Annotated in this window: 18 protein-coding genes and 1 other RNA gene; 6 read left to right on the forward strand and 13 right to left on the reverse strand. The window is 69.2% G+C overall.

Annotation, left to right across the window (positions count from 1 at the left end):
• The first annotated feature begins 42 nt into the window (after window positions 1-42).
• Window positions 43-732, forward strand: a complete 690-nt coding sequence (locus tag AC2EBS_RS06870) for a Crp/Fnr family transcriptional regulator (protein WP_484727659.1) — start codon at window positions 43-45, stop codon at window positions 730-732.
• A gap of 45 nt (window positions 733-777) precedes the next feature.
• On the opposite strand, the gene AC2EBS_RS06875 is transcribed toward AC2EBS_RS06870, so the two are convergent.
• The 4 genes from AC2EBS_RS06875 to AC2EBS_RS06890 form a co-directional block, all read right to left on the reverse strand.
• Entirely contained in the window at window positions 778-3,837 is a 3,060-nt protein-coding gene (locus tag AC2EBS_RS06875) for an efflux RND transporter permease subunit (RefSeq protein ID WP_484727660.1), read from the reverse strand.
• A 13-nt stretch (window positions 3,838-3,850) separates the two neighbouring features.
• A complete protein-coding gene (locus AC2EBS_RS06880; RefSeq protein ID WP_484727661.1) occupies window positions 3,851-5,041 on the reverse strand; it encodes an efflux RND transporter periplasmic adaptor subunit in 1,191 nt (396 codons plus the stop codon).
• Window positions 5,042-5,182: 141 nt separating this feature from the next.
• Entirely contained in the window at window positions 5,183-5,620 is a 438-nt protein-coding gene (rnhA, locus tag AC2EBS_RS06885) for a ribonuclease HI (protein ID WP_484728297.1), read from the reverse strand.
• Between the two features lie 68 nt (window positions 5,621-5,688).
• Entirely contained in the window at window positions 5,689-6,531 is an 843-nt protein-coding gene (locus AC2EBS_RS06890) for a class I SAM-dependent methyltransferase (RefSeq protein ID WP_484727662.1), read from the reverse strand.
• Between the two features lie 36 nt (window positions 6,532-6,567).
• Here AC2EBS_RS06890 and gloB point away from each other — a divergent pair, with 36 nt between their 5' ends.
• The gene (gloB, locus tag AC2EBS_RS06895; RefSeq protein ID WP_484728298.1) at window positions 6,568-7,353 is read left to right on the forward strand and encodes a hydroxyacylglutathione hydrolase; all 786 of its coding nucleotides are present in this window, start codon (window positions 6,568-6,570) and stop codon (window positions 7,351-7,353) included.
• Entirely contained in the window at window positions 7,350-8,960 is a 1,611-nt protein-coding gene (locus AC2EBS_RS06900) for a transglycosylase SLT domain-containing protein (RefSeq protein ID WP_484727663.1), read from the forward strand. The genes gloB and AC2EBS_RS06900 overlap by 4 nt, the downstream gene beginning before the upstream one ends.
• Before the next feature lie 39 nt (window positions 8,961-8,999).
• Here the strand turns inward: AC2EBS_RS06900 and AC2EBS_RS06905 are convergent, their stop codons facing one another.
• From AC2EBS_RS06905 to AC2EBS_RS06925, 5 genes are read right to left on the reverse strand one after another with little or no spacing between them, the layout of a single operon-like run.
• The gene (locus AC2EBS_RS06905) at window positions 9,000-9,392 is read right to left on the reverse strand and encodes an MAPEG family protein (protein ID WP_484727664.1); all 393 of its coding nucleotides are present in this window, start codon (window positions 9,390-9,392) and stop codon (window positions 9,000-9,002) included.
• 32 nt (window positions 9,393-9,424) lie between these two features.
• Window positions 9,425-10,006, reverse strand: a complete 582-nt coding sequence (recR, locus tag AC2EBS_RS06910) for a recombination mediator RecR (protein WP_484727665.1) — start codon at window positions 10,004-10,006, stop codon at window positions 9,425-9,427.
• Between the two features lie 7 nt (window positions 10,007-10,013).
• The gene (locus AC2EBS_RS06915) at window positions 10,014-10,340 is read right to left on the reverse strand and encodes a YbaB/EbfC family nucleoid-associated protein (RefSeq protein ID WP_484727666.1); all 327 of its coding nucleotides are present in this window, start codon (window positions 10,338-10,340) and stop codon (window positions 10,014-10,016) included.
• Window positions 10,341-10,361: 21 nt separating this feature from the next.
• Window positions 10,362-12,410, reverse strand: coding sequence for a DNA polymerase III subunit gamma/tau (dnaX, locus tag AC2EBS_RS06920; RefSeq protein WP_484727667.1), 2,049 nt, complete (start codon window positions 12,408-12,410; stop codon window positions 10,362-10,364).
• Between the two features lie 34 nt (window positions 12,411-12,444).
• Window positions 12,445-13,470, reverse strand: a complete 1,026-nt coding sequence (locus AC2EBS_RS06925) for an isoaspartyl peptidase/L-asparaginase family protein (RefSeq protein WP_484727668.1) — start codon at window positions 13,468-13,470, stop codon at window positions 12,445-12,447.
• An 89-nt stretch (window positions 13,471-13,559) separates the two neighbouring features.
• On the opposite strand from AC2EBS_RS06925, the gene AC2EBS_RS06930 reads away from it, so the two are divergent.
• From AC2EBS_RS06930 to ffs, 3 genes are all read left to right on the forward strand, one after another.
• Window positions 13,560-14,684 (forward strand): AIR synthase related protein, encoded by a 1,125-nt coding sequence (locus AC2EBS_RS06930; RefSeq protein WP_484727669.1) that lies wholly within the window; start codon window positions 13,560-13,562, stop codon window positions 14,682-14,684.
• A gap of 79 nt (window positions 14,685-14,763) precedes the next feature.
• Complete coding sequence (locus AC2EBS_RS06935) at window positions 14,764-15,141, forward strand: SirB2 family protein (protein WP_484727670.1); 378 nt, start codon at window positions 14,764-14,766, stop codon at window positions 15,139-15,141.
• Window positions 15,142-15,184: 43 nt separating this feature from the next.
• Window positions 15,185-15,282: signal recognition particle sRNA small type (gene ffs, locus AC2EBS_RS06940), an RNA gene on the forward strand.
• Window positions 15,283-15,346: 64 nt separating this feature from the next.
• Here ffs and AC2EBS_RS06945 read toward each other — a convergent pair.
• The 4 genes from AC2EBS_RS06945 to AC2EBS_RS06960 all read right to left on the reverse strand — a co-directional run bounded on the left by AC2EBS_RS06945 (window position 15,347) and on the right by AC2EBS_RS06960 (window position 24,177).
• Entirely contained in the window at window positions 15,347-17,794 is a 2,448-nt protein-coding gene (locus AC2EBS_RS06945) for a protein kinase domain-containing protein (RefSeq protein WP_484727671.1), read from the reverse strand.
• Window positions 17,795-17,808: 14 nt separating this feature from the next.
• Window positions 17,809-19,707, reverse strand: a complete 1,899-nt coding sequence (locus AC2EBS_RS06950; protein WP_484727672.1) for an HDOD domain-containing protein — start codon at window positions 19,705-19,707, stop codon at window positions 17,809-17,811.
• Between the two features lie 116 nt (window positions 19,708-19,823).
• Complete coding sequence (gene hrpA / locus AC2EBS_RS06955) at window positions 19,824-23,738, reverse strand: ATP-dependent RNA helicase HrpA (protein ID WP_484727673.1); 3,915 nt, start codon at window positions 23,736-23,738, stop codon at window positions 19,824-19,826.
• Between the two features lie 49 nt (window positions 23,739-23,787).
• Window positions 23,788-24,177: a VOC family protein gene (locus AC2EBS_RS06960; protein ID WP_484727674.1), complete on the reverse strand. Its 390-nt coding sequence runs from the start codon at window positions 24,175-24,177 to the stop codon at window positions 23,788-23,790.
• Window positions 24,178-24,186: the final 9 nt, after the last annotated feature.

The raw sequence follows: 24,186 nt of genomic DNA on the forward strand, positions 1-24,186 counted from the left end.
ATGCGGGGATTCTAGGCGCCCGGCCTTCCTAGAATGGGTGCCATGAAGCTGCATGAAATGCTGGAGCGTTCGGTCTGGGGTCGCAATCTCGGCGCTGCCGAGCTGGCGCGCGTCGTCGCCGACAGTCGCGAGCGCAGCGTCGCCGCCGGTCAGGCCATCGTGCGCATCGGCGAGCCGGCCGAGTACTGGATAGGCCTGATCAGCGGCTTCGGCAAGATGAGCATCTACTCGGACCAGGGACGCGAGACCACGCTGATCGGCACAGCACCGGGCGGCTGGTTCGGCGAGGGCACGCTGATCAGGCGCGGGCGCTGGCAGTACGACGGCGTGGCGCTGCGCGACAGCCGCCTGGCGCTGGTGCCGCGCGAAACCTTCGACTGGCTGCGCGCCACCAGCCTGCCTTTCAACCACTATCTGCAGCAGTTGCTCAATGCGCGGATGGGCTGCTTCGTCGCCCAGCTGTGCAACGCACGCCTGCACGACGCGACCGAGCGCGTGGCGCGCAGTCTGGCCGCGCTCTACAACCCCGAGCTGTATCCCGAGCTGGGTCCTTTCCTGGATCTGCGCCAGGCCGAGGTCGGACAGCTCGCCGGCGTCTCGCGCCAGCGTGCCAACGCAGCACTTCAGCGGCTGGAGTCGGCCGGCATGCTGGCCGTGAGCCGGCGCGGCATCGAGGTGATCGATCTGGCCGGACTGCGCGAATTCAAGAGTCCGGCCAAGCCGGGCGGCTGAAGCTGGCCGACGGCACGCCGCCGCCCAGCGCCGCGCGCCTGACGCTCAGGACGCAAGCGCCGGCGTGCTGATTTCGCCCGGAATGCGCTTGCGCGCCAACAGCGTGTAGACCACGGGCACGACGAAGATGGTCAGCAGCGTGCCCACCGTCATGCCGCCGACGATCACCCAGCCGATCTGTTGACGGCTCTCGGCACCGGCGCCAGTCGCCAGCGCCAGCGGCACCGCCCCCAGCACCATCGCGCCGGTCGTCATCAGGATGGGCCGCAGGCGCAGCGCCGCCGCCTCGACCACCGCCTCCATCGTGCTCTTGCCCTGGATGCGCAGCTGGTTGCTGAACTCGACGATCAGGATGCCGTGCTTGGTGATCAACCCCACCAGCGTGATCAGGCCGATCTGCGAATAGACGTTCAGCGTGCCGCCGCTCCACTGCAGCGCCGCGAGCGCGCCGACCATGGACAGCGGCACCGACAGCATGATCACGAGAGGGTCGACGAAGCTCTCGAACTGCGCCGACAGCACCAGGAAGATGAACAGCAAGGCCAGCACGAAGACGACGCCCAGCGCCCCGCTCGACGCACGGTACTCGCGGGACACGCCGTTGAGCTCGGTCGCATAGCCCACCGGCAGAATGTCGCGCGCGGTCTTGTCCATGAACTGCAGCGCCTCGCCCAGCGCATAGCCCGGCGCCAGATTGGCGGTGATCGACACCGAGCGGCGCTGGTTGAAGTGATTCAGCTCGCGCGGGCTCACTGCCTCGCGCACCTTCACCAGGCTGGCCAGCGGGATCATGGTCTCGTTGCGGCCGCGCACGAAGAGCTTGTCGATGTGCTCTGGCGTGGTGCGGCCCTGCGCATCGGTCTGCACCAGCACGTCGTACTGGTCGGCATCGCGCTTGTAGCGCGTCACCGCACGGCCGCCCAGCATGGTCTCGACGGTGCGCGCCACCTGGTCCACGCTGACGCCCAGATCGGCCGCGCGCTCGCGATCGACCTCCAGGAAGATCTCCGGCTTGTTCAGCCGCAGATCATTGTCGGGCGAGACGAAGCCGGGGTTCTTGGCCATCGCGGCCATGAACTCCTGCGTCACGCGTGCGAGGTTGGCATAGCTGTCGTTGCTGACGATGACGAAGTTGATCGGCCGCTCGCGGAAGCCCTGCCCCAGGCTGGGCGGCGTCACCGGGAAGGCGGTCACGCCCGGCAGCTGGCTCAGCTGCGGCTGCAGCTTGCGGGCCAGGTCCTGGGTGCTGATGTCGCGCTCGGACCAGTCCACCGTGCGCAGGATCCCGGTGGCTTGCGAGACCTGGCCACCGCCCAGGAACATGAAGCGGCGATCGAACTCCGGATACTTGGCAGCAATGCCATCGATCGCATCCAGATAGCGCGCGGTGAAGTCCAGCGTCGCCCCATCCGGCGCACTGATGGGCATGAAGATCACACCGCGATCCTCCTGCGGCGCCAGCTCGGACTTGGCATTGCTGAACAGCCACCAGCTGCCCGCGCCCGAGGCCAGCATCACCAGCACGACGAACCAGCGGTGACGCAGCGCCATGCGCAGCACGGCCGCATAGCGATCGCTGATCCAGACCAGCACCTTTTCCATGCCGGTGTCGAAGCGGGTCGGGTTCGGGTTGTGGCGCAGCAGCTTGCTGCACATCATCGGCGTCAGCGTCAGCGCGACGAAGCCCGAGACGATCACGGCGCCGGCCAGCGTCAGCGCGAACTCGGTGAACAGCCGCCCGGTGCGACCGGGCGTGAAGGCCAGCGGCGCGAACACCGCCGCCAGCGTCATCGTCATCGCCACCACCGCGAAGCCGATCTCCTTGGCGCCCTTGAGCGCCGCCTGGAAGGGCTCAAGCCCCTCCTCGATGTGGCGGAAGATGTTCTCCAGCACCACGATGGCATCGTCCACCACCAGGCCGATGGCCAGCACCAGGGCCAGCAGCGTCAGCGTGTTGACGGTGAAACCAGCCGCCGCCATCAGCGCGAAGCTGCCGATCAGGCTGACCGGAATCGTCACCAGCGGGATGAACGAGGCGCGCAGCGTGCGCAGGAAGACGAACACCACCAGCGCGACCAGCACCACCGCCTCGGCGATGGTCTGGTAGACCGACTTGATCGAGCGGTCGATGAAGACCGAGTTGTCATTGGCCGGGCGCACCACGATGGAGGCCGGCAGGTCTTCCTGGATGCGCGGCAGCATCGCGCGCACGCCGGCCGAGACCTCCAGCGGATTGGCGGTAGCCTGGCGGATCACGCCGGTGGAGACCGAGGGGACGCCGTTCAGGCGCACGCGCGAGCGCTCGCTGGCCGCTGCCTCCTCGATGCGCGCCACGTCCTTGAGCCGCACCGTGTAGCCGTTCACCTGGCGCAGCGCCACCTCGCCGAACTGCGCCACCGTGTTCAGGTCGGTGCGCGCGGTGACGTTGAACTCACGCTGCACGCTCTCGATGCGTCCCGCCGGCACCTCCAGGTTCTGGCGGCGCAGCGCGTCTTCGACATCCTGCACGGTCAACCTGTAGGCAGCCAGGCGGTCGGCATCCAGCCAGATGCGCATCGCGTACTTGCGGTCGCCGCCGATCTGCACGTCAGCCACGCCGGGAATGGTCTGCAGGCGCGGCTTGACGACGCGGTTGACCAGGTCGGTGATCTCCAGCGGGTTGAGCGTTTCGCTGGTGAAGGCCAGCCAGATCGTCGGCGTGGCATCGGCCTCGACCTTGGCCACCACCGGCTCGTCCGCCGCCTCGGGCAGGCGGCCGCGCACGCGCGCGACGCGGTCGCGCACGTCGGCGGCGGCGTCGTCCGGGTTCTTCTCGAGCTTGAAGCGCACCGTGATCTGGCTCTGCTCGGAACGCGAGATCGAGGTGAGGATGTCCACACCGTCGATGCCGGAGATCGAATCCTCCAGCGGCTTAGTCACCTGCGACTCGATGACCTCGGAGGAGGCGCCGACCAGTCTTGTGCTGACCGTGACCACCGGCTCGTCGATGCGCGGGTACTCACGCAGGCTGAGCTTGCCGAAGGACACCAGGCCCACCAGCAGCAGCAGCAGCGACATCACCGTCGCGAAGACCGGACGGCGGATCGAGATCTCGGAAATACGCATCGCCTGGCCTCCCTCAGCGCGAGGCGGCGCTTGCGGCGCGACCCGGCGCCGATGCCGGAGCAGCCGGGGCGCGGGCCGACAAGTCCACCAACTTGACCGGTTGCGCCGGACCGCGCATCAGGCGGCCCTGCCCGGCCGTCGCCACCAGATCACCGGCTTTCACACCCTCGAGCAGTTCGACCTTGCCTGCCACGCGCACGCCCAGCTTGGCCTCGATGCGTTGCGACACCAGCCCCTTGCCCTCCGGCCCGGGCACCAGCTTGACCACGTACTGCTGACCGCCCATCGGTACCAGCGCCTCCTCGGGCACGACCAGGGCCTGCTCGCGCAACGCAAAGACCACGCGCACGCGGGCGAACTGGCCGGAGCGCAGCGCGCCGGTGTCGCCGACCAGGCGAGCCCGCACCAGGATCGAGCGACCGTTCGTATCCAGTTGCGTGTCCAGCGCCTCGATGCGCGCCTTGAAGCCCTTGCCGGGCAGCGCATCCAACACCACCTCGACCTCCTGCCCGATCTTCAGCCGGGGCATGAAGCGCTCGGCCAAGCGGAAGTCCACCCACATCGCCGAGTTGTCCTCGACGGCCACCAGATCGGCACCGTCCTTCACATAGTCGCCCAGGTTCACCACCCGGATGCCGGCCGTGCCTGCGAACGGCGCGCGAACCTGCATGCGCTGCAGCTGCGCCTTGTTCAGCGCCACCTGCGCCTCAGCCACCTTCAGCGTGGCCTCGGCCTGGTCCACCGCGCTGGCACTGATGAAGCCTTGGCTGAGCAGCTCGCGGTTGCGCTGCAGCTGCGTGCGCGCAACGTCGGCCTGGGCCTGCGCCTGCTGCAGCTGTGCCGCCTGCAGGCTGTCCTCGAGCTGCACCAGCAGCTGGCCTGCAGCAACGCGCTGTCCGTCCGCGAAGCCCAGCTTGACGACGCGACCGCTGACCTCGGGACGCAGCATCACCGCCTGACGCGCCCGCAGCGTGCCCACACCCTGGGCGTCGTCAGCCAGCGCCATCTGCTCGACTTTTCCGGCCTCGACCGTCACCGGGCCGCCAGGGCCACCGGGACCACCCGGCCCGCCAGCGCGCGAGGGCGCGGCCGGCGCACCGGGCGCTGCAGCCTCGCCGCGCGCTGCCGGCTTGTGTTGCCACCAATAGGCCAGTCCACCCAGCCCCACGATGGCCACCACGGCCACCACACGATGCAGTTTCATGAGCCTCTACTCTTCTGCTTGGCATTGCGCCAGACCGCGCACTGTAACGGCGAAGAGCCACCGACGTCGGCCCTCAGGGCATCAAGCACGGCTTTGGCCGCTTGGATGGCGTCAGTTGCGCGCAATGCGCACAAGACACCTTCAAGAGCCGGGCACCCCGCGGTTGGCCAGCGCGTCGGCTCGCTCGTTGCCCGGGTCGCCGGTGTGTCCGCGCACCCAGTGCCAGTCCACTTCATGCAGCTTGCGCAGCGCATCCAGACGCTGCCAGAGCTCCATGTTCTTCACCGGCTTGCCGTCGGCCGTCTTCCAGCCACGCCGCTGCCAGCCGCTCATCCACTCGGTCATGCCCTTGCGCACGTACTCGCTGTCCGTGTAGACGGCAACCTTGCAGCTGCGCTTGAGCGAGGCCAGCGCCTCGATCACCGCGGTGAGCTCCATGCGGTTGTTCGTCGTGCTGCGCTCGCCGCCGAACAGTTCCTTCTCGTGCTCGCCGGAGCGCAGCCAGGCGCCCCAGCCGCCTGGCCCCGGATTACCCTTGCAGGCGCCATCGGTGTAGACGATCACCGTGGGCTTGGGCATCGCGGGCCGCTTGGCGGCAGGAGCGGCAGGAGCGGCAGGAGCGGCAGTGTGTTCGGCGTGGGACTGGGTCATGCGCTGGGTTCTTTGCTTCGTTCGTTGCTTTGGTGCTGGGCAGGCGGCGCCGGCAGCAGGGCCATGCGGTGCTGATTCAGCGCCACGGCGGCGCGTGCCTTGACGCGCGACTTGGCCGCACGCCTGAGGCCCACCAGCCTCATGCCATGCACGCGCTTGACCGCGACGATGAAATACACCGCACCCAGCACCGGCCACCAGTGGCGACCTACCGGCTCGATCCAGTCCCAGCGACGCAGCCACTTCTCGCTGCGCAGCGGCGGCGCATAGAGACCGAAGTCCGCTGCCTCGACATCGAAGCTGAGCAGGCGCAGCCAGTCGCGCAGGCGCCAGTAGCCGATGAACTCGCCGACGCTGGGCAGATAGGGTGGTCTGTCGCGCAGGGGCAGGCGCCCGACCAGATGGCCCAGATTCTGCCGCAGCCCCCAGGCGCTGGCCGGATTGAGCCCGGTGATCACCACCCGCCCTTCCGGACGCAGCACGCGCTCGACCTCGCGCAAGGTGTGGTGCGGGTCGGGGGCAAACTCCAGCGTGTGCGGCAGCAGCACCAGATCCAGGCTGGCCGATTCGAAGGGCAGCGCGTCGAAGTCGCACAACAGGGCCACGGCGGGATTGGCCAAGGCCTCGTCGGCCTGATGCTGCTCCAAGCCCAGCCAGCGATGCGGCATGCGGTTGGCGCGCAGCCCCGAAAGCTCGGGCATGCCGAGCTGCAGCGCATGGAAGCCGAAAACATCGGCCACGGCGGCGTCGAGCCGCTCGTTTTCCCATTGCAGCAGATGACGCCCTGGCGCGGTCTGCAGCCAGGCGGCTAACTCTACAATGGCCTTTTCGTCCGTCATCGCACTCGCATTGCCCGACACCGCCACATGGCTCGTCTGACCCTGGCACCGCTGGCTGCCTTCACCGACAACTACGTCTGGCTGCTGCACGACGGCAAGCAGGCGCTGGTGGTCGATCCGGGCGAGTCCGCGCCGGTAGCGGCGGGTCTCGATGCAGCAGGGCTGGAACTGGCGGGCATTCTAGTGACCCACCACCATGGCGACCATGTCGGCGGCGTCGACGCGCTGCGTGCACGGCTGCTGGGCCAGGTCTGGGGCCCGGCCGGAGAGTCCATCCCGCCACCCTTCCAGGCCTGCCGCGACGGCGACCGAATCGAGCTGCTCGGACAGCGCTTCGAGGTGATAGCCATTCCCGGGCACACGGCCGGCCATATCGCCTATTTCTGCGCCGCGCCCGACGACGGCGGCGCGCCGCTGCTCTTCTGCGGCGATACGCTGTTCTCCGGCGGCTGCGGCCGCGTCTTCGAGGGCACGCCGGAGCAGATGCACACCTCGTTGCAGCGACTGGCGGCGCTGCCCGGCGACACGCGCGTCTGCTGCGCACACGAATACACCTTGTCCAATCTGCGCTTCGCCCGCGAGGTGGACCCGGACAACGCAGCGCTGCAGGACTACCAGCGCCGCTGCGCCGACCTGCGCGAACGCGGCGAGCCCACGCTGCCATCGACGATCGCGCAGGAGCTGGCCATCAATCCCTTTCTGCGCTGCGCGCAGCCCGGCCCGCGTGACGCTGCGCGGCGGCAGCAGCCTGCCCTTGCCGCGGACGCCGATGGCGTCGCGGTGTTCGCCACTCTGCGGCAATGGAAGAACGAGTACCGATGACGAGAAACTGCCCGACCACTGCCCTCCTGCCGCAGCTGCCGCGCCGCACCACCGCGCTGCTCATCGGCCTGGTGACCACCGCCTTGCTCGGCGGCTGCGCCAGCACCCAGCTGTCCATCGGCCCAGAGGCGACGACGCTCGCCCAGTCCGCGACCCAGCCTGCCCACCGTGCCGAGGCGCCGCAGCCCGGCGCCGAAGCCGCTGCGCCGGTGCGCCAGGCCCAGGCCAAGGCCCCGCTGGTCGAGGACACGCTGCAGCCCGGCGTCGATGTCGACCTTGACGACAGCGCGGCGCGCACCGATCTCTGGCAGCGAATCCGCAAAGGCTTCGCGATGCCCGACCTCGACAACGCGCTGGTCGGCAAGGCCGAGCAGTGGTACGCCAGCCGGCCCGACTATGTGCAGCGCATGACCGAACGTGGCTCGCGCTACCTCTATCACATCGTCGTCGAGGTGGAGAAGCGCGGCATGCCCACCGAGCTGGCCCTGCTGCCCTTCATCGAAAGCGCCTTCAACCCGCAGGCGCTGTCGCGCGCCAAGGCCTCGGGCATGTGGCAGTTCATGCCCGCCACCGGCCGCGACTTCGACCTCAAGCAGAACGTCTTCCGCGACGACCGCCGCGACGTGCTGGCCTCCACCCGCGCAGCCTTGGACTATCTGAGCCAGCTTTACGGCATGTTCGGCGACTGGCATCTGGCACTGGCTGCCTACAACTGGGGCCAGGGCAATGTGCAGCGCGCCATCCGGCGCAACCAGCAGGCCGGCAGGCCGACCGACTACGAGAGCCTGCGCATGCCCGACGAGACACGCTTCTACGTGCCCAAGCTGCAGGCGGTGAAGAACATCGTGCTGCGCCCCGAGAATTTCGCCCTCACGCTGACGCCGGTGGCGAATCACCCCTACTTCCTCAGCGTCAACATCGACCGCGACATCGACGTCGAGCTGGCCGCGCGTCTGGCCGGCATGTCGGTGGACGAGTTCAAGCAGTTCAATCCACAGGTCGACAAGCCTCTCTTGCTGGCGGCCAGCACGCCGCAGCTGCTGCTGCCCTGGGACAACGCCGAGTCCTTCAGCCGCGCGCTGGCCGCGCATCAGGGGCCGATGGCGAGCTGGACGGCATGGGTACTGCCGCGCACGATGAGCGCCTCCGAGGCCGCGGCCAAGGTGGGGATGAGCGAAGCAGCACTGCGTGAGATCAACCGCATTCCGCCCCGCATGCTGATCGGCCAGGGCTCGACGCTGATCGTGCCGCGCAGCGAGCGCCACGACGAGGATGTCTCCGAGCATCTCGCCGACAGCGCCAGCATCCGGCTGCAGCCCGAAGTCCAGCTGCGGCGCAGCACGATCAAGGCCCGTCAGGGCGACACCCTGGCCACGCTGGCCAAGCGCCATCGGGTGACGGTGGCCCAGCTGCAGCAGTGGAACAAGCTCGGCAGCGCCAAGACGGCCTTGAAGGCCAATCAACAGCTGGTGGTGTTCACACCCGTCAAGGCTGCGAGCACGACACGCGTGGCCGCCGCCTCCGCCAAGAAAGGCGCGCGCCCCGCGCCGGCGACGCGCAAGCTGGCCTCCACCGCCAGCAGCAGCCAGAAGCCGGCCAAGCGTTGACGGCGTCCGCGGCCTTGGCCCGCGCGGGCGGGATGAGGCCTAGCCGATGAAGAAGAACGCCGCCGAGCAGGCCCAGCCGGCCACCCAGACCAGCGAGCGCAACATCGCCAGATCGGCGATGTAGAGCGCCACATAGGCAACGCGCAGCGCGATGAAGGCCAGCGCCAGCTGGTCGATGCGCCCTTGCGCCGCCCCCATCTGCTGCGCGGCCAGCACACCGGCGATGAACAGCGGCAGCGCCTCGAAGCCGTTGGCCTGGGCGGCGTTGGCACGCGCTTGCCAGCCTGTCAGCCTGGCCAGCCAGACGCGCGGCTCATGGTTGTCATAGCCGCCCTCGCGGCGCCGCTTGCCGAAGCCCTTGGACTTGGCAATGCCGGCGCTGACGATGGGCAGCGCGCAGGCGGCAATGATGCAGTAGTTGGCAATGGTCACCGGGCACTCCTCCTGTGCGCGAAGCCGCCTTCTCAGCGGCGATCACTCAGTGCATGGGCGATGGTGCCCAGATCGACATATTCCAGCTCGCTGCCCACCGGCACGCCGCGCGCCAGCCGCGTCACGCGCAGCCCGCGGGCACGCAGCGCCTCGGCCAGCACATGGGCGGTGGCCTCGCCCTCAGCGGTGAAGCTGGTGGCGATGATGACTTCCTGCACGCGGCCGTCCGCCACGCGGGCGAGCAGCTGCTCGGCGCCGATCTGGCGCGGGCTGATGCCGTCAAGCGGGCTGATGCGTCCCTGCAGCACGAAGTAGTAGCCGCGGTAGGAGCCGGTGCGCTCCAGCGCCGCCATGTCGGCGGGCGACTCGACGACGCAGAGCAGCGTCGCATCGCGCGTGGCATCGACACAGATCTCGCACAGCGCGGTCTCGCTGAAAGTGTGGCAGCGTTCGCAGTGCTGCACCCGCTGCACCGCGCCACTCAAGGCCTGCGCGAGACGCTGCGCGCCGTCGCGGTCGTGCTGCAGCAGGTGATAGGCCATGCGCTGCGCCGACTTCTGCCCGACACCTGGCAGAAGTCGCAGTGCTTCGATCAATGCCTCGAGCGCGCTCAAGCGATGGTCAGAACGGGAACTTCATGCCCGGCGGCAACGGCATGCCAGCGGTCAGCTTGGCCATCTTCTCCTGGCTCACTTGCTCGGCGCGACGCACCGCATCGTTGAAGGCCGCGGCCACCAGGTCTTCCAGCATGTCCTTGTCGTCTGCCAGCAGGCTGGGGTCGATGGTGACGCGCTTGACGTCGTGCTTGCAGGTCATCGTCACCTTGACCAGGCCTGCACCCGACTGCCCTTCGACCTCGACATTGCCGAGCTCGTCCTGGGCCTTCTTCAGGTTGTCCTGCATCGCCTGGGCCTGCTTCATCAGGCCGGCGAGTTGTCCCTTCATCATGTCTGCAATCTCCTGGGAATTTCAGTGGGGTTTGATGGACCCGGGCACGATGCGCGCGGTCTTGAACTGCGCGAGCATCTGCTGGACGAACGGGTCCTCGAGAACGATCTGTTCGGCGCGGCGCTGGCGCGCCTGCACCTCGGCCTGGTCGCGAAGCGCGGGCGAGTCCTGGGCGATGCCGGCCTCGATCTCCAGCTGCACGGCTGCACCCAGCGCCTCGGCCAGCGCGGCCTGCAGCTTGTCCTGCAGTGCCGGCTGGCGCAGCGATTCGCGCTCGACGCGCAGACGCCAGCGCTGCGGGCTGCTCTGCTCGTCCACCGCGACGCATTCGGCCTGCAGCGCCAGCTCGCGCGGCAGCGCCACCAGCTTCAGCTGCTTTACCACGCCGTACCAGCGTTCGCCCAAAGCGGTGGGCTGCAGCGGCACATCGCTGCCGGCGGTCGAGGCATAGGTGCCGCCTGCGCTGCCCGCAGACGCGCCGCCGCGGGCAGCGGGCTTCCGCTCGGCAGGCTCGACATCGAGCATGTCGGCAGCATCGATAGGCAGGCCGTCCTCGTCGGCTGGCGGCGCGTCCAGCCAGGGAGGCAAGTCGTCGCCGGCGGCGGCACGTGACTCTTCGGCCGGCACTGCAGCGACCGGGCGCGGGCGCAGCCGCGCACTCGGCGAGTCAGGCACGACACCGCGGGCTTGTACGCGTGGAACCTCCGACACGGCAGCAACAGCAGCTGCTGCTGCCGGCGGCTGAGCCGGAGCGACCGGCGGTGCAGGCGTCGCAGCGGGCTTCACCGGCGCTGGCGTGGGTTCCTCGGCGCGCGGGGACTGAACGGGCGGTGGCTTCACCGCCAGCGTCGGCGCGGCCGGGCGCAGCAGCGGCGCGCTCGTCGGCGCTGCGGCGGCGGGCGAAGAAGACGCAGCAGCAGCGGGCGTGGCCGCGCGCGCCGTCGGCATCACCGGCTGCTGGCCGGCTGCGCCCCTGGGGCGAAAGGACAACATGCGCAGCAGCACCATCAGCAGGCCCGCATACTCGTCAGGCGCCAGCGGCAGCTCCTGGCGACCATGCAGGGCCATGCTGTAGATCAGCTGGATCTCGTCGGCCGGCAGCAGCGCGGCCAGACGCGCTGCTTCAGCGCTGTCGGGCTCCTGTGGGTCCAGCGCGTTCGGCGCCACCTGGGCCACAGCCATCTGCTGCAGCAGCGTGGCCAGGTCCTCCAGCGTGCCGGCGGCCGACAGCCCCTGGCTGCGCAGCGCATCAGCCTGGGCCACCACCGCTTCGCCGCTGCCGGCGACCAGCGCCTCGACGATGGCGACCACATGGCCGCGGTCCACCGTGCCCAGCATCTGGCGCACGCCCTCTTCCTGCAGCTGTCCGGCGCCAAAGGCGATCGCCTGGTCGGTCAGCGACAGCGCATCGCGCATCGAGCCGCGCGCGGCGCGCGCCAGCAGGCGCAGCGCACCGGGTTCGGCCGGCACGCTTTCGGCGGCCAGCACGTTCGTCAGGTGGGCCAGCACGTTCTGCGGCGCCATCGGGCGCAGATTGAACTGCAGGCAGCGCGACAGCACCGTGACCGGCACCTTCTGCGGGTCGGTGGTCGCGAGCACGAACTTCAGGTACTCGGGTGGCTCTTCCAGCGTCTTGAGCATCGCGTTGAACGCGGTGTTCGAGAGCATGTGCACTTCGTCGATCATGTAGACCTTGAAGCGGCCGACCACTGGCTTGTAGACCGCCTGGTCGAGCAGCTGCGAGATCTCTTCGACGCCGCGGTTGGAGGCCGCGTCCAGCTCCACATAGTCGACGAAGCGGCCGGCATCGATGTCGCGGCAGGCCGGGCAGACGCCGCAGGGCGTGGCGGTGATGCCGCCCTGGCCATCGGCGCCAGTGCAGTTCAGGCTCTTGGCGAGGATGCGCGAGACCGTGGTCTTGCCCACGCCGCGCGTGCCGGTGAACAGATAGGCGTGATGCAGGCGCTGCTGCGTCAGCGCATTGGCCAGGGCCTGCACCACATGCTCCTGGCCCACCAGCTCCTCGAAGCTGTGGGGACGGTACTTGCGCGCGAGGACCTGGTAGCTCATGGGGCGCGATTCTATGTGGGCGGCGGGGCTGGCTTCAGGCCTGGGCAGCGGCATCAGGCTCGCGGTAGATCCCCACCACCGGCGCCTCGCCGATGCGTGCATAGCCACGGTACATGCCCTGGGTGTTGAAGGCCAGCTCGACCTCGCCGCGTGCCGAGACGGCGATCAGCCCGCCGTCGCCGCCGACACGCGGCAGCTTGTGCTGCACGACGCGATCGCAGGCGGCGGTCAGGTCCAGGCCCGCATGCTCAACCAGCGCCGCCACCTCGTGCGCGGCGCAGGCGCGGATGAAGGCTTCGCCGGTGCCGGTGCAGGACACCGCCACACTGGCATCGTCGGCATAGCAGCCGGCGCCGATCACCGGCGAGTCGCCGACACGACCGACCTGCTTGTTGGTCATGCCGCCTGTCGACGTGGCTGCGGCCAGGTGACCGTGCGCGTCCAGCGCCACCGCGCCGACGGTGCCGAACTTGCGGTCCTCGGCGATCGGGCCGCTGCCGCTGGCCTGCGCCTCGAGCAGTTGCCCGTCATGGTCCAGCAGCTGACCGGCCGCCTGCTGCTGCGCGCGCTTGAGCTGCGCCAGGCGCTCGGGCGTGCCGAACCAGTCGGGCTCGACGGTCTCCAGGCCATAGTCGGCGGCCAGCGCATCGGCCGCCTCGCCGATGAACATCAGGTGCGCGCTGCGCTCCATCACGGTGCGGGCCAGCAGCACCGGGTTGCGCGTGCGGCGCACACCGGCCACCGCGCCGGCGCGAAGCGTCGCGCCGTCCATCACGCTGGCGTCCAGCTCGTGCGTGCCCGCAGAGGTATAGACCGCGCCCTTGCCGGCATTGAACAGCGGGCATTCCTCCAGCCGGCGCACCGCCTCCACCACCACGTCCAGCGCCGCAGCGCCGGCAGCGAGCCGCGCCTGGCCATCGAGCAGGATCTCGTGCAGCGCCTCGCGGTAGCGCGCCTCGGCCTCGGCGCTCATCGCGCCGCGCAGCAAGGTGCCGGCGCCACCGTGAATGGCCAGCACGGGCCGTGGCTGGGCGGACTGTGGGCGGGTGGTCTCGGTCATCGTGGGCTGTTCCTGTCTGGACTGGGCGCCGCATTGTTCCACCCGCGGCGCCCGTCCGCAGTCAGGGTCATCGTCGATAATCCCGTCCCATGAGTACCCATGCCCCTTCTTCGCCCGAGACCCTCAGCTACGAACAAGCCGGGGTCAATTACGACCTGATCGACCCGCTGAAGATCGCCGCGCAGCGCGCCGCCGCGGCCACCGGGGCGCATCTGGGCGGGCACGGCTTTGCCGAAGTGCCGGCCTCGCGCGGCGAGTCGGCCTATGTGGTGGACGTGGGGCCGTTCTACCTGGCCTCCATCGTCGAATGCCTGGGTACCAAGACCCTGGTGGCCGACGAGATGAGCAAGCTGACCGGCAAGAGCTTCTATGCCGGCATCGCGCAAGACACCATCGCGATGGCGATCAACGACCTGATCACCGTCGGAGCCACGCCGCTGGTGGTGCAGGCCTATTGGGCCGCCGGCGGCTCGGACTGGTTCGGCGACAAGCTGCGCGCGCAAGCGCTGGTCGAAGGCTGGAAGAAGGCCTGCGACGTCTGCCAGGTCGCCTGGGGCGGCGGTGAGACGCCGGCGCTGGCCGGCATCGTCGAAGACGGCCGAATCGACCTGGCCGCTTCCTGCACCGGGCTGATCAACCCGAAGACCCGCCTGTCGGTCGGCGACGAACTCGGCCCCGGCGACGCCATCGTGCTGCTGGCCTCCAGCGGCATCCACGCCAACGGCCTGTCGCTGGCGCGCAAGCTGGTCGAGCGCCTGCCCAAGGGCTACCTCACCGAGATCGAGCCCGGCCTGAGCTATGGCGAGGCGCTGCTCGCGCCCACCGTGCTGTATTCGCCGGTGACCGAGGCGCTGTTCAAGGCCGGCATCCAGCCGCACTATTGCGCCAACATCACCGGCCACGGCTGGCGCAAGCTGCTGCGCCATCCGGGCCAGTTCACCTATCGCATCCACACCGTGCCACCGGTCACGCCGGTGCTGAAGTTCATCCAGCAGCAGGCCAAGCAGGACGACCGCGAAGCCTATTCGACGCTGAACATGGGCGCCGGCTTCGCGATCTTCGTGAAGGCCGAGGACGCGGCGCGCACCGTCGAGGTGGCCAAGGCCTGCGGCATCGAGGCCTGGCATGCCGGCGCGCTGGAGGCGGGCGAGAAGCAGCTGCTGATCGAGCCGCTGAACATCCGCTTCAGCGACGACGACCTGCAACTGCGCTGAAGAAATCGGGCCGCCAGGCCGACAAGACTGAGAGACAAGCCCCGACCTTGCCGGTCTGGGCGACGAGGGGCGCACGCCGATGGACTGGTTCTACACGCAGATGGTGCAGATGCACGCCATTCTCGGCTGGTGCGTGCTGGGCCTGTTCCTCGCGCGCGGCCTCGGTGCGCAGCTCGGCATGCAGTGGCCCTTCGATGCACGGCTGCGCCCACTGATCTTCGGCGCGCACTTCCTGCTTGCCATCTCCGGGTTGAGCCTGTGGGGCCTGCTGGGCTATGACCCGCGCTACCAGCCCTGGCTGGCCGCCAAGCTGATCGCGCTGGCCGCCTACTACGCCATCGGCCACTGGGCGCTGACGCCCAATCGCTTCAGCTTGCCGGCCTATCTGGCGGCGCTGCTGCTGCTCGCCTATGTAATGGGCGTCTCCATCACCCGGCAGTTGCTGATCGTCGCCTGAGTTCACAGGCGGCGTCCTGGCGTCGCGGGTTACAATTCGCCTCGACGGGCCTCCTCGCATGGAAGCGCGGCCAACCGGGTCAGGTGGGGAACCAAGCAGCCCTAACCGTTGCGACCAGTGCCGGGGGTAAGGCTCGTCACCTCTCCCCACCTTCTCCATCTGCTGCGCGCCGCAGCAAAGACGCCGCATCGGGCCGCGCGTTTCTTCAGCCCGCCTGCCGGAACGCCATCACCGCCTGGTTGCGCAGCGTGCGCAGCAGCGACAGCTCCTTCTCGCCCAGGGCGATGCTGCCGGGCTTGGCCTTGTCCGCGTAGATCATCGCGAACGGTGCGCCCTTGAGCATCAGCGGCAGGACCAGGAAGCTGGCTGCCTTGGCCGGGCCGACGAGGAACCACGAGGGCAGGCGCTCGGCGATCGTCGGCGTCGAGGCATCGGCAATCAGCGTATCGGCGCCCTTCAGGCAGACTGCAGTGAACACGTCGGGCTGCGTCCCGGCCGGCAGACGCAGCGGCACCTTGAACAGCGGCGCCACCGCCTCTACCCCCTCGCCCAGACCGAAGCGGCCGGTGAGCGTCTCGGTCTTAGGGTCGCGCAGGCAGAACACCACCCGACGGAAGCCCAGGCTGCGGTAGACCGTCTCGAGAATCATGCGCAGGATCTCGTTGAGCTTGATGCTCTCGACCATCGCATTGCTGATGTCCTGGATGCCGGCGGCCAACGTCTCGACCACCTGTTCGGGGCTGGGCCCGAGGTCCAGCGTCGCCGTCGGCTCGGACACCAGCGTGGCATGCAGCTCGTGTGGCGACAGGCTGTCAGCCATGCTGGGCTGCAGCGGCACCAGCAGGCGCTGCGCGCGCGAGCCCTTGGGCAGCACGATGTTCATCGCCTGCGCCATCTCCGCCAGGCAGGTGCGCCCCTGGTCGATGGCGCGCTCAATCTCGTCCATCGAGGCACCCAGCGCACGCGAGTAGCGCTGCGCCATCGCCTTGAGGCGGGCATGCGCCTCTTCGGGCTCGCTGCGCAGGATCACCTCAGTCAGCTCGTTGGCCGCACGCGCCAGCCAGCGCGACGATTCGTTCGGGTTGTCCAGCGCGCGCAGCGGCGGCTCGCCGTCGGGGCGGCGCATCGAGCGCTGCAGCGATTCGGGCAGGCCCCACTGACGCGCCACGCCCAAGCCCAGCTGCTCGTAGCTCAGGCCCAGCACCTGGGTCGAGGCCGTGGCCTCGCTGATCGGCGGCATGCCCGTCTCGGCGCTGCGCTCGGCGCGCGTGAGCAGGCGCACCTGCTGCGCCTCTTCGGGGAAGTAGAACTCGCACAGCAGCCGGCCGAGGTTCTGCAGCATTGCCGCAAGGAAGCACTCCTCGCTGTCGCGCCCGCTGCCGCAGAGCTCGCGTGCCAGCGAGCCGGCCATCAGCGAGCGCAGGAACTCCTCACGCAGCAGCTGCGCATGCGCCTTGTTCTCCATGCGCTCCAGCAGGATCAGCGACAGCGCCATATTGCGGATGCCGGCGAAGCCGATCAGCGAGGCCGCGCGCGACACCGTGCTGATGCCGCCGCCACCCGCATGGCGGTAGTGCGCGGTGTTCACCAGGCGCAGCAGCTTGTGCGTCAGCGCCACGTCCTTGAGGATCTCGTTGGACAGGCTGTGCAGGCTTTCGGTCTCGGACTGCGTCAGACGCTGAATGCGCGCGATCGAAGCCGACATCGCCGGAAAGTCGCTTTTCAGCCGCATGCGGCGCAGCAGGAACTCCAGCGCGACACCGTCGACCGAATCCGGCGTCGGCGGCAATTCGGGATGCAGCCACTCGGCCAGCGCATCGTGGAAGGCCTTGGCGCTGGGCCAACGCTGGCTGGCGTCGCGCGCCAGGCCGCGCTGCACGATGGCGCGCAACCGGTCGTCCACCTCGGCATCCAGACCGGTAGGCAGGCGCATATCGAATTCCAGCACGCGGCGCACCGCGCGCATCGGATCGGGATCGGCGTTCAGACGCTGACCGGAAAGCATCTCCGCCAGCATCACCGCTGCCGCAAACACATCCATCTGCGGGCTCGGCGGCTCGCCTCGCGCCGCCTCGGGCGAGATATAGCCCGGCGTGCCGACGATGCCCTGCACGCCGGTGCTCTGGCTGCCTGACGCGGCGATGCGGCCGGCGATGCCGAAGTCCATCACGCGCGGCCGCCCCTTGGCGTCGAGCAGGATGTTCGAAGGCTTGAGATCGCGGTGCACCAGCCCGGCGGCATGCGCCGCCTGCAGGCCGGAGAGCACGCCCAGCATCAGCTCCACCGCGTCGCGCGGGCGCAGCCGCTCGCCGCTGCGCAGCCGCTCGGCCAGGGTCTGCCCGGGCACGTACTCGAACACCATATAGGCCTGCCCGCCCTGCAAGTCGGCCTCGAAGACCGGCACGATGTTCGGGTGCGTCAGGCGGCTGACCGCGCGCGCCTCGTAGAGACCGGCGTCCACGCTGTCGGGGTCGGCGTCGGCACGCAGCACCTTGACCGCCACTTCGCGGTCCAGACGCGGGTCATGCGCCAGCCAGACCGTGGCCTGGGCGCCCTCACCGAGCTTGCGCAACAGCAGAAAGCGCCCCATTGCCGGCGGCATGCCCTCCGCCGGACTCAAGGACGGCGCGGAGGTGGGCGGGGGCGTGTTCATCGCGTCGGGCGCGCTCACAGGCTGCCGGGCGTGGTGTCGCCGCCGGCCTTGGCGCGCAGGCGCGAGGGCACCGGCGCCGCCGGCTTGGCAGGACCTGCCGTCGGCGCAGCGGCCGCGTCGGCCGGTGCGGCAGCAGCCGCTGCGGCGCGCACCGCCGGCGGCGGTCCGCTGGATTCGGGCGGTGCCAGCGCAGCCTGCACCTCGCGCAGGCCTATGCCCAAGGCCCGCGCATAGCGCCGCGTCGCCGCCTCGACCGCGCTCTTGCGCGACCGCTCGGGGCCGAGCAGCGCCTCCAGCAGCTCATTGGCCAGGCTGCAGGTCAGCCGCAGCATCTCTGCATCGCTATGGGCACCGCGCACCGGCGCGTCCGGTGAGTGACGGCGCATCATGTGCAGCAACTCGTCGCCCAGGCCCCAATGGCGCGCCACCGCCACGCCCAGGCTCTCCAGATCGCAACCCAGCACCGCAAATGCCGCCGCCTGCTCGCTCATCGGCGCCGGATTGGGCGCGTCGGCGGTCGGCTCCGGCGGCACCATCAGCTGGCGGATCTGCTGCGCATCGTCGGGGAAGTGGTACTGCAGCAGCAGCCGGCCAAGGTTCTGCATCACCGAGATCACGTACACCACGTCGGCGTCGTAGCCGGCCGGGCGCAGCGCCTGGGCGATCTGGCCGGCGCGGTGCACCCGCTTCATCAGCAACTGCATCCCGGCAGCCTGCTGTTCGTTCATCAGGCCCGGCCACAGCTTCAGACCACGCGCTGCAGCCTGCACGCCGTTCAGGCCCAGCATCGCGATGGCCCGCTGCACATTGAGCACCGCGCCGCCACCGGTTTCCAGCCCTTCCTGACGCAGCGCCAGGTTGACGCGGCGCAGCAGCTCCAGGCTCAGCGCCATGTCCTTCATCACCAGCTCGGACAGCACGCTGACATGCTGGCTGTCCATCGACGAGGACTGCGCCACGTGCTGCAGCCGCGTGGACAGCGAGGGCAGATGCCCGTAGCGCTGGATGCGGTCGACCAGCTGGGCCACGATGCCGCCCTGATCGCTGGCGGCACTGATCCAGCCCTCCAGCGCACGCAGGAAGCTGCGTGCGCTGTGATAGCGCTGCTTGGGCTGGCGATCGGTGGCACGGTTGCAGATCGCGCGCAGCGGGTCGGCGATCTGGTGCGGGTTCTCCCAGCCCAGGCGCACGATCTCGGCGCCCTGGGGCGGCATGCGACGCACCGCCTCGCTGAGGTCCTGCTGGTCGAGCACCTGCCGGCCCGTCAGGCCGCGATGCAGCAACAGCCCCATGCGCAGCACGTCTTCCTCGGCGGACTCGCGCACCGCACGGCGCGCCACGATGCCGTCTTCGCTGCTGGCCGCGGCCTGCTGGACCACCTCGATGCCGAGCAGACGCACATGGCCGGCGGCATCTATCAGCAGGCTGCTGGCCTGGACGTCGCGATGCGCGTGCCCGGCCTCATGGGCGAACGCCAGCCCTTCCAGCCCTTGCGCGATCCAGCCGGCCATGTCCATGGGCAGCGGCGCGCCCTGACGGGCCAGCCGCTCTTCGAGCGTCTCGCCCAGCGCGCGGTCATAGGCCACATAGGGCCAGTGCTCGACATTGGCGACCTCGATCACATGGGCCAGGCGCGGATGCTGCACACGCGCCGCATTGCTGGCCGCGGCGATCCAGACGGCCAGGGCCTGAGCCCCGTCGGGTGCTTCGCGCGGGATGGCGAGCAGCATCTCCTGCTTGCTGCGGCTGTCGAAGACCAACCAGAGCATGCTGCGCTCGGTCTTGCTGAGCAGGGCGCGCAGTTCGAAACGGCCGAACTGACGCAGCGCTGCCGGCGAAGCGGCGGCGCCCAGTTCGGCGCTGGCGGAAGGGGAGGCGGTGGCGTCTAGCGGCACGTTGGGTGCGATGGGCATGGGTACAGCAACTTTCCAGCCTATTGGACACAGATTCTCGTCAGGCGAAATCGGGAACAAGCCGAGAAACCACGGCTTTCCACGCTATTTCAGGCGGGACGTGACAAAGTGCGGGCTCAGCTGCTGAGCTGCGCCCACACCTTGTCCAGGCGCTTGACGCTGACCGGCTGGGGCGTGCGCAGCTCTTGGGCAAAGAGGCTGACGCGCAATTCCTCGAGCTGCCAGCGGAAGTCGCTCAGCCGCGCATCGCTGGCGCCCTTGAGCTCGGCAACACGACGCAGCCAGCGCTGCTCCAGCGGCTTGTATTCGCTCATCAGCCGGGCATCGCGGGCAGCGTCGGCACGCAGCTTGTCCAGGCGCACGCTGATCGCCTTCAGGTAGCGCGGCAGATGCTGCAGCTGGCCCCAGGGCGTGGCCGCGACGAAGTTCTTCGAGCACAGGCGCTGCAGCTGAGCGCTGATGTCCTCGGCGACGTCCTTGGGCGCGCGGGCATCCTTGAGCTTGCGTGCGGCAGCCTGGAACTCCAGCAGCACGATGCCGGTCTGGCGCGCCACCTCCTGCGCGATCAGGTTCAGGCGCGCGCGCCCCTCCTCGATGCGGGCCTTGAACTGGAACTCGTCGCTGGGCAGCGGATCGGCCAGGAAGGCGCGGTCCAGCGCGACGCCGATGATCTGCTCGCGCAGCTCCTCGGCCGTGCCCAGGCTCATGAAGGCCACCGCCATCTTCTGCAGATCGGGGATGTTCTTCTCCAGGTACTTCAGCGGCTCCTTGAGCTGCAGCGCCACCAGCCGGCGCAGGCCCTGGCGATGCTTGGCGGCGGCGACCTCGGGCTCGTCGAAGACCTCGATCTCCACATGCGTGCCCTTGTCGATCAGCGCCGGGAAGCCGATCAGCGTCTGCGGACCCTTCTTCACCTCCATCAGTTCGGGCAGCTCGCCGAAAGTCCAGGCGGTGTAGCGCGCGCTGGCGTCGACCGCGGGCTCGGCCTTGGCCTTCGGGACGATCTCGGCGCGCACGCCGCCCTTGGTGACCGGCGCTTGTTCGACGGGCGCGGGCGCCGCCGCGGTCGGCAATTTCAATGCCGCCAGCGCCTGGAAGGCCGAACGCGCCTGCGCGCCCAGCTCGGCCTTCAGCGCCGCGAGATTGCGGCCCATGCCGAGCTGGCGGCCATGCTCGTCGACGATGCGGAAGTTCATGAACAGATGCGCGGGCACCTGCTCGATCTTGAAGTCGTTGCGCTGCACCGCGAGCTGGCTGCGTTCGCGCACCGCCTTCAGCAGCACCTCGATCAGCGCGCCCTGCGCGAAGGCATGCAGCTCGCAGAACTCGGCCACGAAATCCGGCAGCGGCACCAGGCGCGCGCGCGGCTTCTGGTGCAGGCTCTTCAGCAGCGCCGTGACCTTGGGCGCCAGCATGCCGGGCACCAGCCATTCGCAGCGCTCCTCGCTGACCTGGTTCAGCGCATAGATGGGCACGGTGACGGTCAGGCCGTCGCGCGCGTCGCCGGGCTCATGCAGATAGTCCGCCTTGCAGTCCACGCCTCCCAAGCGCACGGTCTTGGGGAAGGCATTGCTGGTGACGCCGGCGGCCTCGTGGCGCATCAGCTCCTCGCGGCTGAGCATCAGCAGCTTGGGCTCGCGCTTGCTGGCCTCGCGGTACCACTTCTCCAGCGTCACGCCGGAGCAGACCTCGGCGGGCAGGTGCTGGTCGTAATAGGCGTAGATCAGCTCCTCGTCGACCAGCACGTCCTGGCGGCGCGACTTGTGCTCCAGCTCCTCGACCTTGGCAATCTGCTTCTGGTTGTGGGCGAGGAAGGGCAGCTTGCGGTAGAGCTCGTCGGACCACTCGCCGTTGACCAGGCATTCGCGGATGAAGATCTCGCGCGCCGCCGCCGGGTCCACGCGGCCGAAGTTCACGCGGCGATTGCTGTAGATGACGATGCCGTAGAGCGTCGCGCGCTCCAGCGCGATCACCTCGGCGGCCTTCTTCTCCCAGTGCGGCTCCATCAGCTGGGTCTTGAGCAGATGGCCGGCGATGCCCGGCAGCCACTGCGGCTCGATCGCTGCGATGCCGCGGCCGAACAGCCTTGTGGTGTCCACCAGCTCGGCCGCAACGATCCAGCGCCCCGGCCTCTTGGACAGGTGCGCGCCCGGATGGCGCCAGAACTTGATGCCGCGCGCGCCCAGGTACCAGTCGTCGTCATCGGCCTTGCAGCCGACATTGCCCAGCAGGCCGGCCAGCATCGACAGGTGGATCTGCTCGTAGGTGGCCGGCGCACCGTTCAGGCGCCAGCCATGCTCGGCCACCACGGTGTGCAGCTGCGAATAGATGTCGCGCCATTCGCGCACGCGGCGCGGGCTGACGAAGTTGTCGCGCAGCAGCTGCTCCTGCTTGCGGTTGGAGAGGCGGTGCTCTCCCTCGCCGCCGCGCGATTCGCCGATCCACTTCCACAGCTTCAGATAGCCCATGAACTCCGACTTCTCGTCGTCGAACTTCTTGTGCTTCTCGTCGGCCTGCTGCTGCTGCTCCAGCGGCCGGTCGCGCACGTCCTGACCCGACAGCGCGCTGGCGATGACCAGCACTTCGGTCAGTGCGTCGCGCTTGCGCGCCTCCAGGATCATGCGGCCCACGCGCGGGTCCAGCGGCAGCTTGGACAGCTCCTTGCCGATCTCGGTCAGCTCGTTGCGCTCGTCCACCGCACCCAGCTCGGCCAGCAGCTGGTAGCCGTCGGCAATGGCCTTGCGCGGCGGCGGCTCGATGAAGGGAAAGTCCTCCACCGTGCCCAGGTGCAGCGCCTTCATGCGCAGGATCACGCCGGCCAGCGAGGAGCGCAGGATCTCCGGGTCGGTGAAGCGCGGCCGGCCGAGGAAGTCCTTTTCGTCGTAGAGCCGGATGCAGATGCCGTTGGCCACACGGCCGCAGCGGCCGGCGCGCTGGTTGGCCGCCGCCTGGCTGATCGGCTCGATCTGCAGCTGCTCGACCTTGTTGCGGTAGCTGTAGCGCTTGACGCGCGCGGTGCCGGCATCGACCACGTAGCGGATGCCCGGCACGGTCAGAGAGGTCTCTGCCACATTGGTCGAGATCACGATGCGCGGCCGGCCATGCGGCTCGAACACGCGGTCCTGCTCCTGCTGCGACAGGCGCGCGAACAAGGGCAGAATGTCGACGCCGGGCGGATGGTGCCTGCGCAGCGCCTCGGCGGCCTCGCGGATCTCGCGCTCTCCAGGCAGGAAGACCAGCACATCGCCCGAGCCTTCGCGCCAGAGCTCGTCGACCGCGTCGCAGATCGCGTCGTTGAGGTCGTAGTCGCGGCTCTCCTCGAAGGGCTTGTAACGCTGCTCGACCGGGAAGGTGCGGCCGGAGACCATCACCACCGGTGCGGGGCCCTTCGCAGAGGCAAAGTGCTGCGCGAAGCGATCGGCGTCGATGGTGGCCGAGGTCACGACCACCTTCAGGTCCGGCCGCCGCGCAAGGATCTCGCGCAGATAGCCCAAGAGGAAATCGATGTTGAGGCTGCGCTCGTGCGCCTCGTCGATGATCAGCGTGTCGTAGGCCTTGAGCAGCGGATCGGTCTGCGTCTCGGCAAGCAGGATGCCGTCGGTCATCAGCTTGACGCTGGCGCCCGGCTGCAGCCGGTCCTGGAAGCGCACCTTGTAGCCGACCACCTCGCCCAGCGGCGTGTTCAGCTCCTCGGCGATGCGCTTGGCCACGCTGCTTGCTGCAATGCGCCGCGGCTGGGTGTGGCCGATCAGCCCGCCACCGTTGGCGCGGCCACGCCCCATCGCCAGCGCGATCTTCGGCAGCTGCGTGGTCTTGCCCGAGCCGGTCTCGCCGCAAACGATGATGACCTGATGCTCGGCGAGCAGGCGTGCGATCTCCTCGCGTCGGCCGGAGACCGGCAGCGATTCGGGGAAGGAAATCGGTGGCAGCGGCGTGGCCGGCTGTGGCGCACGCGCGGGCCGCGGCGGGCGCGGTGGCCGCGCCGCTGGCGCCGGCTTGGCGGCGGGAGGAGACGAGTTGTTCTGATTCACGAGGCGCGGATTATCTGCGCGCCGAGATCCCCGCAAGCGTCAAGCAGCGTCAGGCCGGCTTGGGCTCGTAGCAGATGATGTTGATCGCCGCTCCTTGCGGATCCTGGATGCAGGCCATGCGGCCGACCGTCGGCACATCCATCGCAGGCATCAGCAGCTTGCCGCCGAGTGCGCAGCAGCGCTCCACGCTCTTGTCCACGTCGGCGACGGTCACATAGCAGCCCCAGGCCGGCGGCATCGGTGTAGCCGGATCGGGGCAGGCCATCATGCCGGCGATGGCGGTATCGCCGATCTTCGCCACCCGGTACTTGCCGCCGGGCATGTCCATCGTCTCTATGGTCCAGCCGAACAGGCTGCCGTAGAACTCGGCCGCCGCGGCCGGATCGGAGGTCATCAGCTCCGACCAGCTGAAAGCGCCCGGGGTGGTGAAAGCATCCATGACCATCTC

The sequence above is a fragment of the Roseateles sp. T103 genome (genome assembly GCF_057219915.1).

Excerpts from the sequence above, each read along its gene's own strand:
- AC2EBS_RS06930 (WP_484727669.1), top strand. The coding sequence starts at position 13,560 with ATGAGTACCCATGCCCCTTCTTCGCCCGAGACCCTCAGCTACGAACAA.
- AC2EBS_RS06945 (WP_484727671.1), bottom strand. The coding sequence starts at position 17,794 with ATGAACACGCCCCCGCCCACCTCCGCGCCGTCCTTGAGTCCGGCGGAG.
- AC2EBS_RS06875 (WP_484727660.1), bottom strand. The coding sequence starts at position 3,837 with ATGCGTATTTCCGAGATCTCGATCCGCCGTCCGGTCTTCGCGACGGTG.
- AC2EBS_RS06880 (WP_484727661.1), bottom strand. The coding sequence starts at position 5,041 with ATGAAACTGCATCGTGTGGTGGCCGTGGTGGCCATCGTGGGGCTGGGT.
- AC2EBS_RS06935 (WP_484727670.1), top strand. The coding sequence starts at position 14,764 with ATGGACTGGTTCTACACGCAGATGGTGCAGATGCACGCCATTCTCGGC.
- AC2EBS_RS06960 (WP_484727674.1), bottom strand. The coding sequence starts at position 24,177 with ATGGATGCTTTCACCACCCCGGGCGCTTTCAGCTGGTCGGAGCTGATG.
- rnhA (WP_484728297.1), bottom strand. The coding sequence starts at position 5,620 with ATGCCCAAGCCCACGGTGATCGTCTACACCGATGGCGCCTGCAAGGGT.
- AC2EBS_RS06950 (WP_484727672.1), bottom strand. The coding sequence starts at position 19,707 with ATGCCCATCGCACCCAACGTGCCGCTAGACGCCACCGCCTCCCCTTCC.
- AC2EBS_RS06900 (WP_484727663.1), top strand. The coding sequence starts at position 7,350 with ATGACGAGAAACTGCCCGACCACTGCCCTCCTGCCGCAGCTGCCGCGC.
- AC2EBS_RS06915 (WP_484727666.1), bottom strand. The coding sequence starts at position 10,340 with ATGATGAAGGGACAACTCGCCGGCCTGATGAAGCAGGCCCAGGCGATG.
- AC2EBS_RS06890 (WP_484727662.1), bottom strand. The coding sequence starts at position 6,531 with ATGACGGACGAAAAGGCCATTGTAGAGTTAGCCGCCTGGCTGCAGACC.
- dnaX (WP_484727667.1), bottom strand. The coding sequence starts at position 12,410 with ATGAGCTACCAGGTCCTCGCGCGCAAGTACCGTCCCCACAGCTTCGAG.
- AC2EBS_RS06870 (WP_484727659.1), top strand. The coding sequence starts at position 43 with ATGAAGCTGCATGAAATGCTGGAGCGTTCGGTCTGGGGTCGCAATCTC.
- AC2EBS_RS06925 (WP_484727668.1), bottom strand. The coding sequence starts at position 13,470 with ATGACCGAGACCACCCGCCCACAGTCCGCCCAGCCACGGCCCGTGCTG.